Origin of the sequence: Sphingorhabdus sp. (assembly GCF_023910635.1) — a bacterium.
Taxonomy (GTDB): domain Bacteria; phylum Pseudomonadota; class Alphaproteobacteria; order Sphingomonadales; family Sphingomonadaceae; genus Sphingorhabdus_B.
Genome location: NZ_JAAVVZ010000004.1, coordinates 1 through 14,367, shown reverse-complemented (window position 1 = coordinate 14,367; position 14,367 = coordinate 1). Strand labels below are relative to the sequence as shown.

Here is a 14,367-nt window from a genome sequence, read left to right as displayed (position 1 = left end):
AGCGGACAGCCGGGTTTACGCAAGAGGAACAAGCTTGCCCGGGTTCATAATTCCCAGCGGATCAAGCGCATTTTTAATGGCCCGCAATGCGGCAAGCCGCGCGGGCTCTGCTAGACGTTCGAACTCGGCGATTTTGGCCTGTCCAATACCATGTTCGGCGGACAGCGAACCGCCATACGCGCGCACGCGGTCGTAGACATGCGACGTGATTGCTTTGCCGTCTCCTTCATACCAGGATGTCATATCCATTCCGGCCGGGGCCTTGACATGAAAATGGATATTGCCGTCGCCCAAATGCCCAAAGGCAAGCGTTTTGGTGCCGGGATAGGTGCTTTCAATCACAGGGGATTCATCCTCTATGAAACGGGCCATCGCCGACACGGGGACGCTGATATCATGTTGAAGCGCAGGCCCCTCCGCGCGCTCAGCCTCTGCAATGGAATCGCGGATTTTCCAGAATGCTTCGGCTTGCGCGTCGCTACTCGCAATGGTTGCGTTGCCCAGTAGATTTTCATGCACGGCCTTTTCCAACAGGTGCGTGGCCAGTTCGCCGGGGGGCGTCTGCCCTGGATCATCCTGCACAAATTCCATCAGCGCGTGCCAGCCATGCGTGGTATCCAAGGGCGGCCGGGTTCCGGCGATATGGGTTGTCACGGCATTCAGCGCGCGCTGTGGCAGGATTTCGAAGCCTTCCAAGCGTTCCCGGCCGTGCCGCTGCATGAACAATAGCAAGTCATATGCTTGGGCAGGGCTGTCAACACCGGCCCACACGACGCAGCGATCTATCAGGGCCGGGACCGTGTGTAAGACTGCCTTGGTGACGATACCAATCGTCCCCTCTGCACCAATCAGCAGTTGTTTCAGATCATAGCCGCGATTGTCTTTTTTCAACGGGGCCATTGCGTCGTAGATGGAACCATCGGGCAAGACCGCCTCAAGGCCGGCCACGAGCATCCGCATGGTGCCGTGGCGGAGTACCTGAGTTCCGCCGGCATTGGTTGAAATCAACCCGCCGACGGTGGCAGAGCCCTTTCCGCCCAAGGTCAGCGGAAAGCGGCGTCCAATCGCCGCTGCGGCTTCGTGCAAATTCTGTAGAATAACACCCGCATCACAGCATATTAGCCCATCTTCCGCGTCCATCGTGGTTATGTTGTTCATGCGCCGCAAAGACAGGATTAGCTGCTGACCGCTCTTATCCGGCGTTGCGCCAGCGACCATCCCGCTATTACCGCCTTGCGGAACCAGAGAAATCCGGTGCTTGGCCGCTAGCCTCACCACCGCGGCAACTTCGTGCGTATTGGCTGGCGAAAGCAGGGCAGGGGCTGCGCCTGTAAATCGGCCGCGCCAGTCGGTCAGCCAAGGCGCAATCACGTCGGTTTCGTCCGCATAGCCCTTCGGTCCCAATATGGCGCGAAATTTCGATAAAATCTTTACATCTGGCACAGTTTTTTCCATTGTCCGCGACGGCCCTAGCTTGCAATTCATGGTAGGTTCAACCCTATCGGGTAAAGCGATCCGAACTTCAACTTCATACCGGAATGTTTCTTGCGCGTACTATTGGCAATCTTCCTTTTTGCGGTCGCATGGACAACATTGTCGCATAAGGCTTTTGCGCACTTTAAGGTTGCCGCGATCGATAGTTCGTTCATGCCCTTGTTGGGGTTAAAGACCCACTTTAATCAGGTGCGTATTGACCAAAGTGTCATTGTTCGATTTCCTGCCCCGGGTTCAGAGCCAGTAACGGCGGGTGCGCAGCGACAGTCCGTTGGCAAGATCAAATATAAAGAAAAAAAGATCGGCAAATGCCTTTGGGTCAACAGGCTTGGCGGTTCGCGCCCTGGTCCTGACCGCAGTCTGGATTTGGTGACGCGCGACGGCATTCTGATTCGTGCATATTTGGGTGACGGCTGCCTTGCCCGCGAATTTTACGCCGGCACCTATATGGAACGGTCGTATGACGGCAAATTATGCGTCAATCGCGATCTTTTGCATGCACGCACCGGCGCCAAATGCGATATCGATAAATTCAGGTTGCTGATCCCGCGCTAGCGTCCGTTCCATCGGGCATGTATCTTGACATTTCTTGCGGTAGCGACCAATGGCCACGCTCGTCCCTGAGAATTTGTTTCTGGTGGCGCTGCGCCATTTTTTTCCGGAACACCATATGCGTTTTGCCGATATCGGCCTGTCTGACGAATTGTTGAGAGCCTTGAGCGAGGCTGGCTATGACACGCCAACCCCAATTCAGGCTGCAGCTATTCCGCAAGTCCAGATGATGCGCGACATCATCGCTATTGCCCAAACAGGGACGGGCAAGACGGCAAGCTTCGTTCTCCCGATGATTGACGTGCTGGCCAATGGCCGCGCGCGCGCGCGGATGCCGCGCAGCCTGATATTGGAGCCAACACGCGAACTGGCCGCGCAAGTTGCAGAGAATTTTGAAAAATACGGCCAATATCATAAGCTGTCGATGGCGCTTCTGATTGGTGGCGTACAAATGGGGGACCAGGTCAAGGCGCTTGAAAAGGGCGTTGACGTTTTGATTGCTACCCCCGGCCGGTTGATGGACTTGTTCGAACGCGGCAAGATTTTGCTGACTGGCTGCGAAATGCTCGTCATCGACGAGGCGGACCGTATGCTCGACATGGGCTTTATTCCCGATATTGAACATATCTGCACAAAACTGCCAACAACGCGCCAGACTTTGTTATTTTCGGCAACGATGCCGCCACCCATTAAAAAGCTGGCGGACAAGTTCCTGTCGAACCCCAAATATATCGAAGTGGCACGTCCGGCGACGGCGAACGTCAATATCGAACAGTTTTTGGTCAACGTGTCGCCTATGAAAAAGCGTGAGGTTTTGCGCGACCTGTTGCGGACCGAAAAAGTGTCGAACGCGATAATCTTCTGTAATCGCAAGACGACTGTACGCGAATTGAACACAAGCCTTCAACGGCACGGCCTTCGGTCTGGCGAAATTCACGGTGACATTGACCAGGCGTCGCGTCAGAAGCAGTTGGAAGCGTTCAAGAATGGCGACATTGACTTGCTCGTGGCATCCGACGTCGCGGCACGCGGGCTTGACGTTAAGGGTGTTAGCCATGTGTTTAACTTCGATGCGCCATGGCATCCCGATGACTATATTCACCGCATTGGCCGCACGGGCCGTGCCGGCGCGAAGGGCAAGGCATTTACATTTGTCACAAAGGCCGACGAAGAAGCGATTGAAAGCATTGAAAAGCTGATCGGCAATAAGATTGCGCGTCTGGGCAAAATAGAAGCACCCGTCGAGGGCGAAGAACGCGCGCCTGCAAAGCGGGGGCGCCGAACACCTTCGGCTAAGGCCAAGGAAACGCGGTCTGACACGCCTGAGGCAGCAGCCGAAGCGCCAGAGCCAGTGCGTGAGAAAGCTGTCGCCAAACCAGCGCGTGAGAAGTCAGCGCCTAAGGCTGAAGTCGCTAAGCCAGACCAGTCGAATGGGGCAGATGCAGGCGACGATGGCTGGAATGGGCCGATGCCGGGTTTCCTGAGCGTGGGTTTCGGTAGTTAAGCTGCACCGCATACGGCGCGATTAGGCGCGTTTTTTCAATATGATATTTCTATCGTCATTCTGAAACAAGTTCAGGATGAGGATAGATTCCAAGAACAGACACTTAGCCTTCAATCCTCAAAAAAAGGGCCCGCATCGCTGCGAGCCCTTTTCCATTTAAGTGAGCGAAGTTCCTAGAACTTGCCGCGCAATGTGATGCCATAGGTCCGCGGTTCGGCAAGGAACTGCGAGAAGATCTGGCGGCCACCGGGATATTGTGGATCCACAAATGGTGCTGAACTTTGGCCCGCCTGGAATGGCGAGTTGAATGCGACCTGCGCATAATCCTGATTGAAGATATTTTGGCCCCAAAGCTCAATGCCCCAGGCTTCGTCAGGACCGCGCAGACCGATACGCGCGTTGAATACCGCGAAACCATCTTGCTCTTTCTGTGCGAACAGGTCGGACCCGGTGTTGTAATCGCTGGTCATGCGACCGTCGATGTAGACAAGGCCGCTCATGCCATTGCTGCCAATGTCCGGCGTCCATGTGACGCTGGAGGTGGCAACGAGTTCAGGTGCGTTCGATAGATTGTCGCCCGGCAATTTGCGCAGTGCGAGATCCAACGGCGCGCCGTTCTTCGTCCCAATCAGGTCATCCCGATAGGTCGTCTTGGCATAGGTCAGACCCGCCGCCATGCGGAAGTTGCGTGCAGGCGTGAGCGATGCTTCAAGCTCAAGGCCTTGCGTGCGAACACCATAAGTGATGTCGGCCTTGGCGCAGCTGCCGGTTGTATTGCTAAGGTCTGTGTCCGCGTTTGAGCCGCCAACAAGGTTATCACAACCGTTGACATTCTGAACGAGGAAGACAGTGCCGTTGAAGGTATTCAGCTGGAAGCTGCTGAAGTCCGAACGGAATGCCGAAACGCTTAGGCCAAATGGACCATTTGAGAATTTCGCACCCAGTTCGTAGCTGTCCACCAGTTCTGGATCGAACTGGAGATTGCCGACCAAAGCCTGCGCACCGCCAACCGAAGCAAAGGTTGGAACTGGCGATTTCAGGGCCGACCGGTCAAGGTTGAAACCGCCTGCTTTATATCCGCGTGCAAAGCTCGTGTAGAGCAGAAGATCATCGATAGGCTTCCAAGAGAGGATGGCAGTCCCGGTGATTTGATCTTCGTTGCGGTTATCACGGATCGAAACGCCGTTGAGTTCAGCGGTCGAGTTGCCCTGACAGGAAAGGCCAATTATGCCGCCTGCCGTTGCGCCAAGAGGCCCTGCAAGCAGCGGTCCAAGTGCCGCCTGATTTGCGGTGCAGACCGTATTGTCGTTACCGAAGGTTGCATCAAATTTCTTCTTGTCCTTGGTATAGCGAAGGCCAAGAGTTAGATCGACAGTATCGGTGATGTGCACGATGTTATGCGTAAACACAGCCCAGTTCGTTCCGTTCTGGAAATACCGGTCATTGGTCGTGCCGACGTTGTTCATAGTGTCGAGACGGTCAAGCCCTGCAAGGATAGCAGGACCACCAGCACCAAGCGCGGTAAATCCTCCGGCAATGGCGCCGCGAACGGGCGCGCTGAGACATGCCTGGCCAGACGGCAGATAACCCGAAGCTAGGCTGCCACCGGAAACAATGCGGCAATTTGCAAAGCGGCCATATTGGTTACCGAAGCGCAGATTGTCGCGCACCGTCAATTTTTCATTGGCAAAGAAGCCGCCGACCAACCAGTCAAGCTTGCCGTCAAATGCCTCACCTTGCAGACGCAGTTCCTGCGTGAAGGTGTGGAACTGACGATAGGCATCGTCGCTTGGTGCGCGATAGAGGATGTCGACTTCGCCATAATCGGTGTCAGACGCCTGACCCGAACGATACTGGCGGTACGCGGTGATCGAGGTCAAAGTTGCGCCGCCAAAGTCATAATCGATCTGGCCGGAGAAACCGTAATCCTTGGTCTCGCCGCTGAACACGCGGTTCGGACTAACCGACACATTGCGTCCGAAGCCCTGGTTGAACGCTGCCAATGGCTGACCCAAGTCGCGCAACACGTTGATGATGTTGTTGGATGATGCTGTTGAAGCTACGCCCGTCGTGCTTGGATTGTTGAGGTCGCCAATAAATTGATTGACGGTCCGATCAACATAAGTTGCCGCGCAGCATTCTTCTGTGCGGAAGGTGTAGTCACCAATTAGACGGATCGACAGCGCGTCAGTGGGTTCAAACAACAATTGCCCACGTAGGAAGTAACGGTCGCGGTTATTGACGTCGCGGCCATTTTGGTCATCGCGATAGAAACCGTCCCGCTTTACATACACGCCGTCAACACGGAATGCCAATTGCTCCGAAATCGGGCCAGTAAAGCTTGTCGCGGCGCGCATGAAGTCATAATTGCCGTAGGTCAGCTCGCCGCTGCCACCGAAGGTGAAGCTTGGCTTTTTCGAATAGATGCTGATCAGACCAGCCGAAGAGTTTCGTCCACCCAACGTGCCTTGTGGGCCGCGTTGCACTTCGACGCGGTCAATCTCGCCAAGTTCGTTCAGGCCAATGCCCGAACGCGAACGGTAAACGCCATCGATGAACACGGGAACCGAGCTTTCAAGGCCGGGGTTATCGCCCACGGTGCCAATTCCGCGAATACGGGCCGAGCCATTAGCTTCTGTTCCGGTTGAGGACACCAGCAAAGATGGCGCGACTTGGTTAAGCTGACGAATGTCATTCGCGCCACTGTTTTGCAGCGTTTCGGCGTTAACAGCAGAAATCGCGACAGGAACGTCGGAAAGCAGCTGGCTACGGCCTTGCGCCGTCACAACAATTTCTGCGTCGGCATTTTCTTCGGCTTGAGGCGCTTCTTGTGCGAATGCCATGCCGGGCACGGCAAGTGCGAGGCAGGCGGCGGATAGTCTCAATGCACGGTTGAGGGATTTGTCACGTCGCAACATATTTTCTCTCCTAATTGACACATTTTGTGACAATTTAGCGAAAGGGCGCACGAATGTCATTGGCGTTAACCGCAAAAATCATTAAATTATTATTGTGCGTCAAAATTGCAACATTAGTGGCTTTGACGTCGCGGAAACCGTGCGTTTTGGATTACAGTTCTCGCGCGCCATACACAAAATGCTGCGCAGCATTTTGCGTTAGAGCTTAACGAGCATTTTGCCGGTGTTTTCGCCGCTGAACAGTCCGATGAAAGCTTCAGGGGTTTTTTCCAGACCGTCCTTCACGGTCTCGCGGCCTTTCACAGCGCCCGATTGAATGAGGGCCGACATGTCCGCATTAAACTCTGGTACTTGGGCGTAGAAATCAGGGTAGAGGAAGCCTTTAATCATGATCCTTTTGCCAATGATCATCGGTAGATACTGCATAGGTTGCGCCTTGAAGTCGTTGTAGACATCAATCATGCCGCAAATGGCGAAGCGCGCCCATTCCTTTGATGTGGCAAGCGCGGCGTCAAAATGTTCGCCGCCAACATTGTCGAAATACACGTCAATACCGGTTTCGCCCATATCCTTTAGCGCAGTCATTAACTGCGGAAGCACCTTGCCGGATTTATAGTCAATCACGGCGTCCGCACCCAGTTCTTTTACCCACGCGCATTTGTCGGCACCACCGGCCGAGCCAATGACTTTCATGCCCTTGGCTTTGGCAATTTGGGTCACTGTGGAGCCTACGGCGCCGGCCGCAGCCGACACGAAGATCACTTCGCCAGCCTTGGCTTCAGCAACTTTAAGCAGGCCGAACCATGCGGTGCCGCCGGGCATGCCGATGATGCTTAACCAATGTTGGTCTGGCACGCCAAGGTCAGGCAGTTTCACCGGCGGCATTCCGGCAGGAGGCGTTTTGCCGCCGCCAAAGACGACTGTGTCACGCCAGCCCGCCATGTGCAGCACCTTTGCGCCAACGGGAAAATCGGCATTGTTGCTTTCGGTCACAGTGCCAACTGCGCCGCCAGTCATGGGTTCGCCCAACATGAACGGGTCGGCATAGCTTTTTGCATCGTTCATGCGTCCACGCATATAGGGATCGACCGACAGCCAGCCATTGGTTACCCGAAACTCATCCGCGCCAAGGGGCGCGTCGGGATGTTCAACAATGGCAAAATTGCTGTTGTTCGGAAGCCCAACTGGGCGGCTAGCCAATGTCCATGCGCGCATTATCGTTTCTCTCCGTTCATTTTTTCGTCTGCAGCATTTGCTGCAGCATTTTTATAGACAGGCCGTCCGCCCACCCACGTTTCCTTGACGGTTGCATGACGCAATTCTCGGAGGCTTGCAAGCAAAGGGTCGACATCTATTAAGATGAAGTCGGCATAATGCCCTGGCGTCAGCGAACCAAATTTGCCCTCTGCAAAAGCAGCATAGGCCGCGCCTGTCGTAAAACCGGCAAGCGCCTGTTCGCGTGACACGCGCTCTTCTGGCCGCCAGCCGCCAAAGGGTTGGCCTTCGGCATCTTCGCGCGTTATCGCGGCGGCAAGGCCAGCAAAGGGATCCGCCGATTCCACCGGCACGTCGGAACCAAAAGCGAGTTTGCCCCCGGCGCGTGCAATCGACTGCCACGCATAGGCACCGTTCAGCCGTTCTGGCCCAAGCCGTGCTTCAGCCATAAGCCGGTCGGATGTCTGGTGCACCGGCTGCATCGAGGAAATGATGCCATATTTTCCAAGCTTTTGCAGATCGGCGGGATCAACGATTTGGACATGTTCAATCCGCCAGCGTTGATCACCCTTGTAGGTTTCGGACAATTCCTCAATCGCGCTGATGACTTCCGCATTGGCGGCGTCGCCAATGGCATGAACGGCGGTCTGGAAGCCATCCATGGATGCGCGGACCATCAGGTTGCGAATTTCCGCGCTGGCGAGAAATTGGAGGCCTGTCTGGCCCGGTGCATCAGCATAAGGTTTTTTCAACCACGCCCCTCGGCTGCCCAAGGCGCCATCGAGATATAGCTTCACCCCGCCAAGCCGGAGCTTGTCATTATACAGCCATGGGCTTGGCCGCGGACCGGCAATGGCGACCATATTGTCGATGCCGCCAGCATATGCGAAGATCCGCAACGTCAACCAGCCAGCATCGCCTGCGCGGCGATAGCTTTGCCAATCGTCCATAGTTGTGCCCATGTCGGCAATGGCGGTGATGCCTAAGCTATGGAGTTTCTTCTGCGCCTCTCCCAAGGCAATATCGCGTTCTAGCGGCTTGGGTGCGGGCACAAATTTGCCAACCAGAACCGCTGCGGCGTCAACAAATATGCCGGTTGGCTTTCCGCTGATAAGTTCGATACGCCCACCTGGCGGAGATTTTGTTGTCGCATTTACGCCAGCGATGTCCATGGCGCGACTGTTTGCCCAGCCCGCATGGCCATCGACCCGCTCAAGCCAGACGGGACGGTCGCTGACGGCGGCATCAAGGTCTTGGGCCGTCGGGAAACGACCAAGGCCCCATTTTTCCTGGTTCCAACCGCGACCAATAATCCAGCGGCGTTCGGGATATTTTGCGGCATAGGCCTTGATCGCGGCTTGTGCCTCGGAAAGGCTGTTGGTCGCAGAAAGGTCGAGAGTCAGCAATTGGAAGCCAAGGCCCATGACATGGCCATGCGCATCAATCAGACCGGGTAACAATGTCGCGCCGCGTCCGTCCAAGCGGAAATCGAGTTGCTTGGGAAGCTTATCCTTTTTGGTGAGCAGCTCCGTCACCTTACCGTCGCTACCCACCAGCATGGCGTTAAAGCGGATGACCTTGCCATCCTCGTCGAGCGTGATGCCGTTAACGTTTTCGACAAGCCCATCGGCGCATGCGGGCGATGCGGCAGTGCTCGCGAACAGGGCGATCGCGCATAATTTCAGAAATAGCCATGTCTTGTTTGACACAAACGGGGCTTGGAACGAGGATGGAGCTTTACGACCGAACGCCATGGATAATGCGGGTTTTTTCATCCTTTAGGCAATCTTTTCACAATCGCACTGGTATCTAGCCTACCCCCGCCCATATGCTGCACATCGGCGTAAAACTGATCAATTATTGCAGTGATGGGTAAAGTCGCGCCGACCGCGCGGGCTTCTTCGAATGCTAATCCAAGGTCCTTGCGCATCCAATCGACCGCAAAGCCGAAATCGAACTTATCCTCTGCCATCGTCGCCCAGCGATTATCCATTTGCCAGCTTTGCGCCGCGCCGCCGGAAATGGCTTCATATACCTTTTCAACGTCCAGTTCAGCGGACTGCGCAAAACGCAGCGCCTCCGACAAGGATTGTATAACGCCAGCAAAGGCGATTTGATTGCACATTTTCGTGATCTGACCCGTGCCGGGACCGCCTACATGTACGATACGTTTGGAGTAAGCCGCGATAATAAGTGAAGCTGCCGCAACAGAAGATTCGGTCCCGCCACACATGATGGACAAGGTGCCGTTCTCTGCGCCCGCCTGCCCGCCGGTCACGGGCGCGTCGACGATCAATAACCCCCGTGATTTCGCCTCCACGCCGAGCTGCCGCGCAATCCGTGCGGAAACCGTTGTATGGTCAATATACAGGCTGCCCTTGGTCATCGCCGAGAATGCCCCGTCGCGGCCAAGCGTCACGCCCGACAGGTCGTCATCCGTGCCGACACAGCTAATGACGACCTCGGCGTCTTTGGCCGCGTCTGCTGGCGAGGTGGCAAGCGTGCCGCCATAAGCTTCGGCCCATTTTTCGGCCTTGGCACGCGAACGGTTATACACCGTCAAATCATGCCCCGCCTGTTTGAGATGCCGTGCCATCGGGCCGCCCATGACGCCCAATCCGATAAAAGCTATTCTGGTCATTATTTGGTCTTAATGTCTGTTTTCAGTTAACACCAGATGCGTTAGGGCCTTTTATATGTCTGACTTATTGACCCTGGACCATGTCCGCGCCGCCCATGACCGTATTCGCGATTCCATCGTGGCAACACCGACCCTGCACAGCCAGACTTTGTCGAAGCTGACGGGCGCAAATATTTACCTGAAGTTTGAAAACTTGCAGTTTACGGCAGCCTATAAGGAGCGCGGCGCGCTGAACGCGATCCTTCTGCTTTCGGAAGAACAACGCAACAAGGGCGTGATCGCGGCGTCGGCGGGGAACCATGCGCAGGGGCTGAGCTATCATGGTACCCGCCTTGGCATTCCAGTGACCATCGTCATGCCAGTGCCAACGCCAACGGTTAAGGTCATGCAGACTGAGAGTGTTGGCGGCAAAGTTGTGCTGTTTGGTGAGACTTTTGACGACGCCTACAAACATGCACGGCAGCTTGAGGCCGAGCAGGGGTTGACCTTTGTGCATCCTTTTGATGACCCCAATGTTGCCGCAGGGCAGGGCACTGTTGCGCTTGAAATGCTCGAGAGCATCCCGTCCCTTGATATGTTGGTAGTACCTATTGGCGGCGGCGGCTTGCTATCTGGCATGGGGACGGCCGCGCGCGCGTTGAAGCCCGATATCGGCCTCATCGGCGTTCAAGCCGAGCTTTACCCATCCATGTATGCTTTGCTGAATAATCTGCAGATGCCATGCGAAGGCGACACTTTGGCGGAAGGCATAGCGGTCAAAATACCCGGCACATTCACCAGCGAAGTCATCCGCGAACTGGTCGACGAAATTGTACTTGTGAATGAGGCGGAATTGGAAACTGCGGTCAGCCTACTGCTGCAGATTGAAAAGACCGTTGCCGAAGGTGCCGGTGCGGCGGGCCTTGCTGCGGTGATGGCCTATCCTGAGAAATTTTCAGGCAAGAATGTTGGTGTCGTCTTGTGCGGCGGTAATATCGATACGCGGTTGTTAGCAAACGTCCTTTTGCGTGACCTTGCGCGGTCCGGTCGTTTGGCGCGTTTGCGTTTGACCCTTCAGGACCGCCCCGGCGCGCTGTACAAGGTGATGCGTTTGTTCAACGAGCATAACATCAACATCATCGAAATTTACCATCAGCGGATTTTTACGACCCTGCCAGCCAAGGGGTTGATCACCGACATTGAATGCGAAGCGCGGGATGCCAATCAATTACAAGGACTTGTTGATGGTTTGAATGTTGCTGGCTACAAGGTCGAGCGGGTAGAGCTGAACAAATAATCACGCATCGCAAGAAAGATGGTAAATACGCTTTCCAGCATTGGTTGAGGTGTGCATAAAAGGTAAATAATAGATTAAAGGCCAAGGCTGCCCAGCGGAGAGAATATGAGCGCACCAGTCCGTTTTCCGCGATTTTTTGTAACCAGCCCTGGCCCTTGTCCTTATCTACCGGGCAGAACCGAACGGAAAGTCTTTACCGAGCTCAACGGCAACCATGCCGATGAACTGAACGAAGCGCTTGGTCGTATTGGTTTTCGCCGCAGTCAGAATGTCGCTTACCGGCCAAGTTGCCCGGAATGTAAGGCCTGCGTATCGGTGCGCGTGCGCACGGACGAATTCCGGCCTAACGCCACACAGCGCCGAATTTTGCGGCGCAACGCCGATCTGGTTGTTAGCGCCTGCCGCCCTTGGTCAACGACCGAGCAATATGACCTTTTAAGCCGTTATCTTTCGTCCCGCCATCCCGACGGTGGCATGGCGAATATGGATGATATGGATTATGCGGACATGGTCGAACAATCGCCCGTGCGCAGCCAAGTTATTGAATACCGGACTTCGCCCCGATTCGGCCGGATTGGCGAATTGGTCGGCGCGTGCCTGACCGATCAGCAGAGCGACGGCATGTCGATGATCTACAGCTTTTACAATCCCGAGATTGCGGGCCGATCTGGTCTTGGCAACTTCATCATCATGGACCATATTTTGCGCGCAAAGGCCGCAGGGCTTCCTTATGTCTATTTGGGATATTGGGTGAATGGTGCGGAACGGATGCATTATAAGACCCGCTATAGGCCGTTGGAGCGCCTTGGGCCTGATGGGTGGGAATGTTTCGATCCCGATACTGAAGTGCTATTGAACCGGCCGTGAGGCTGCGCCGTTCAACCAAACAGTATCAGGACGAAGGCATTGAGAGGTGCCGTCAAATTCTGTCCGCAATCATTCGTGCAAGCAGCTCAACACCCTTTGCGTCTTCGGCATCAAAGCGGTTCAGTGTTGGGCTGTCGAGGTCAATCACCGCGATAACTGTGCCATTACGCCTCACAGGCACCACCAGTTCCGACGCGCTATTGGCATCGCAGGCAATATGGCCGGGGAAGTCGTGGACGTCTTCCACCAACTGCGTCTCGCCCGATTGCGCCGCGGTCCCACATACACCTTTGCCAAAGGGTATCCGAATGCAGGCTGCCTTGCCCTGAAAGGGCCCAAGGACAAGTTCGCCATCGACCACGCGGTAGAAACCCGTCCAGTTTACGTCCGGCAGATATTCCCAAAGCAAGGCGGCGATATTCGCCATATTGGCGACGGCATCAGGCTCACCGCTGGTCAACGCATCGGCAGAGCGGACCATTTCTGCGTACACTTCGGATTTAGGTACTGTGGTATCAATTTCAAACGTGTACATTTTCTTGCCTTCTCAATCGAAACTGACCTTGCCACGGTTTTTCTTGATCGTGGATCGGCCCTTTTTGGCATCAACCCGCCGTGCCTTGGCGGCTTTGCTTGGTTTGGTGGCGACGCGGCGGGGTTGGCGGATATGTGCGCGGTCGATCAGATCGATCACACGCGCACGGGCATCCTGGCGGTTGGCCTCCCGCGTGCGGTGACTGCGGGCTGTGACAATCAGTTCACCCGATATCGTCATCTTGCTACCCGCGAGGATTTTTAACTGACGGAAGGCATAAGGTTGCAGACCCAGCGCATAGACATCGACACGCAATTGACAGGCGGTGGCGACCTTGTTGACATTCTGCCCGCCCGGCCCGGTGGAGGCCAAGAAGGTTTCTTCAAGATATTCTTCGGGAAGGTCAAAGGCCATAATGACGGCTGTAACAGCCATCGCCACATTTTGCCAATATCACACGCATGGATTAACGCGAGTCTACCAGAACGATTTCGGCGTCTTCCATGGCCGTGATCATGACCTTACCTTCGCCGATTGCCACACCGTCGCGGGCATTCGCGCGCTGCCCGTCGATTTCAATCGCGCCGGTTGCCGCCACCATATAGGCATGCCGCTTTGCGCCGACAGCATATTCCAGGCTGTCGCCCGCTTTGATGGTCGCGCCGAGCACGCGGGCGTCGGTGCGGATGGGCAGGGCGTCATTATCTTCGTCAAAGCCGCTGGCAAGGATTTGCCATGCGCCCGACCTTTCACCCTTGGGAAATGGCTTTGCGCCCCAGCTTGGCGCGCCGCCGGTTCGGTTGGGTATGATCCATATCTGGAAAAGCGTGGTTGGTTCATTCTCCAGATTATATTCGGCATGCCGGATACCGCTGCCCGCGCTCATGACCTGCACATCGCCCGCCGCCGTGCGACCTTCATTGCCAAGACTGTCCTTGTGCGTAATCGCGCCAGTGCGGACATAAGTGATGATTTCCATATCGGCATGCGGATGGGGAGGAAAGCCCGACTGCGGCGCAATCACGTCATCATTCCACACGCGGATTGCACCCCAGTCCATCCGTGCAGCGTCGTGATAACTGCCGAATGAAAAATGGTGATGTGCGTCAAGCCAGCCAAGGTTCGCCGCACCGAGCGTTTCAAAAGGACGAATTTCAAACTTGGTCTTTATGTCGGTCATGTCACGAACGCCTTTAGCAGGGTGTTTTTGATGTGCTTAGGGTCAAGGCCACTTAAATCCACCTTCGCGGCGTCAAAATGGCCTCAAACCGCGAAGATGGGTTTAAGTGGTCCTGACCCTAGCACTACTTTGGCAGATTTGTAATTTAGGGGATTCCCTTTTTGTAGGATCGGTGATTCATAGGG

12 protein-coding genes are annotated in these 14,367 nt (G+C 55.4%); 4 read left to right on the top strand and 8 right to left on the bottom strand.

Going from position 1 to position 14,367, the window contains the following annotated elements:
• Positions 1–15: 15 nt before the first annotated feature.
• Positions 16–1,455 carry an FAD-binding oxidoreductase gene (locus tag HEQ34_RS03065; protein ID WP_296197210.1) on the bottom strand — a complete coding sequence of 480 codons (1,440 nt, stop codon included), beginning with the start codon at positions 1,453–1,455 and terminating at the stop codon, positions 16–18.
• A gap of 90 nt (positions 1,456–1,545) precedes the next feature.
• On the opposite strand from HEQ34_RS03065, the gene HEQ34_RS03060 reads away from it, so the two are divergent.
• Both HEQ34_RS03060 and HEQ34_RS03055 read left to right on the top strand, forming a co-directional pair.
• Positions 1,546–2,049, top strand: coding sequence for a hypothetical protein (locus HEQ34_RS03060; RefSeq protein WP_296197208.1), 504 nt, complete (start codon positions 1,546–1,548; stop codon positions 2,047–2,049).
• A 115-nt stretch (positions 2,050–2,164) separates the two neighbouring features.
• Complete coding sequence (locus tag HEQ34_RS03055) at positions 2,165–3,550, top strand: DEAD/DEAH box helicase (protein ID WP_296197629.1); 1,386 nt, start codon at positions 2,165–2,167, stop codon at positions 3,548–3,550.
• Positions 3,551–3,723: 173 nt separating this feature from the next.
• On the opposite strand, the gene HEQ34_RS03050 is transcribed toward HEQ34_RS03055, so the two are convergent.
• The 4 genes from HEQ34_RS03050 to HEQ34_RS03035 all read right to left on the bottom strand — a co-directional run bounded on the left by HEQ34_RS03050 (position 3,724) and on the right by HEQ34_RS03035 (position 10,324).
• The gene (locus HEQ34_RS03050) at positions 3,724–6,468 is read right to left on the bottom strand and encodes a TonB-dependent receptor (protein ID WP_296197206.1); all 2,745 of its coding nucleotides are present in this window, start codon (positions 6,466–6,468) and stop codon (positions 3,724–3,726) included.
• A 198-nt stretch (positions 6,469–6,666) separates the two neighbouring features.
• Positions 6,667–7,683, bottom strand: a complete 1,017-nt coding sequence (locus HEQ34_RS03045; protein WP_296197203.1) for an NADP-dependent oxidoreductase — start codon at positions 7,681–7,683, stop codon at positions 6,667–6,669.
• On the bottom strand, positions 7,683–9,458 hold the full coding sequence (locus HEQ34_RS03040; protein ID WP_296197199.1) for an amidohydrolase: 1,776 nt from the start codon (positions 9,456–9,458) through the stop codon (positions 7,683–7,685). The genes HEQ34_RS03045 and HEQ34_RS03040 overlap by 1 nt, the downstream gene beginning before the upstream one ends.
• Positions 9,455–10,324 carry an NAD(P)-dependent oxidoreductase gene (locus tag HEQ34_RS03035; protein ID WP_296197198.1) on the bottom strand — a complete coding sequence of 290 codons (870 nt, stop codon included), beginning with the start codon at positions 10,322–10,324 and terminating at the stop codon, positions 9,455–9,457. Before HEQ34_RS03035 ends, HEQ34_RS03040 begins: the two co-directional genes overlap by 4 nt.
• Before the next feature lie 55 nt (positions 10,325–10,379).
• On the opposite strand from HEQ34_RS03035, the gene HEQ34_RS03030 reads away from it, so the two are divergent.
• A complete protein-coding gene (locus HEQ34_RS03030; protein WP_296197195.1) occupies positions 10,380–11,600 on the top strand; it encodes a threonine ammonia-lyase in 1,221 nt (406 codons plus the stop codon).
• Positions 11,601–11,705: 105 nt separating this feature from the next.
• A complete protein-coding gene (locus HEQ34_RS03025; protein ID WP_296197192.1) occupies positions 11,706–12,467 on the top strand; it encodes an arginyltransferase in 762 nt (253 codons plus the stop codon).
• Between the two features lie 52 nt (positions 12,468–12,519).
• Here the strand turns inward: HEQ34_RS03025 and HEQ34_RS03020 are convergent, their stop codons facing one another.
• From HEQ34_RS03020 to HEQ34_RS03010, 3 genes are read right to left on the bottom strand one after another with little or no spacing between them, the layout of a single operon-like run.
• Positions 12,520–13,002, bottom strand: coding sequence for a GAF domain-containing protein (locus HEQ34_RS03020; RefSeq protein WP_296197191.1), 483 nt, complete (start codon positions 13,000–13,002; stop codon positions 12,520–12,522).
• Between the two features lie 12 nt (positions 13,003–13,014).
• A complete protein-coding gene (arfB, locus tag HEQ34_RS03015) occupies positions 13,015–13,416 on the bottom strand; it encodes an alternative ribosome rescue aminoacyl-tRNA hydrolase ArfB (RefSeq protein ID WP_296197627.1) in 402 nt (133 codons plus the stop codon).
• A gap of 52 nt (positions 13,417–13,468) precedes the next feature.
• Complete coding sequence (locus HEQ34_RS03010; RefSeq protein ID WP_296197189.1) at positions 13,469–14,182, bottom strand: pirin family protein; 714 nt, start codon at positions 14,180–14,182, stop codon at positions 13,469–13,471.
• Positions 14,183–14,367 lie beyond the last annotated feature (185 nt).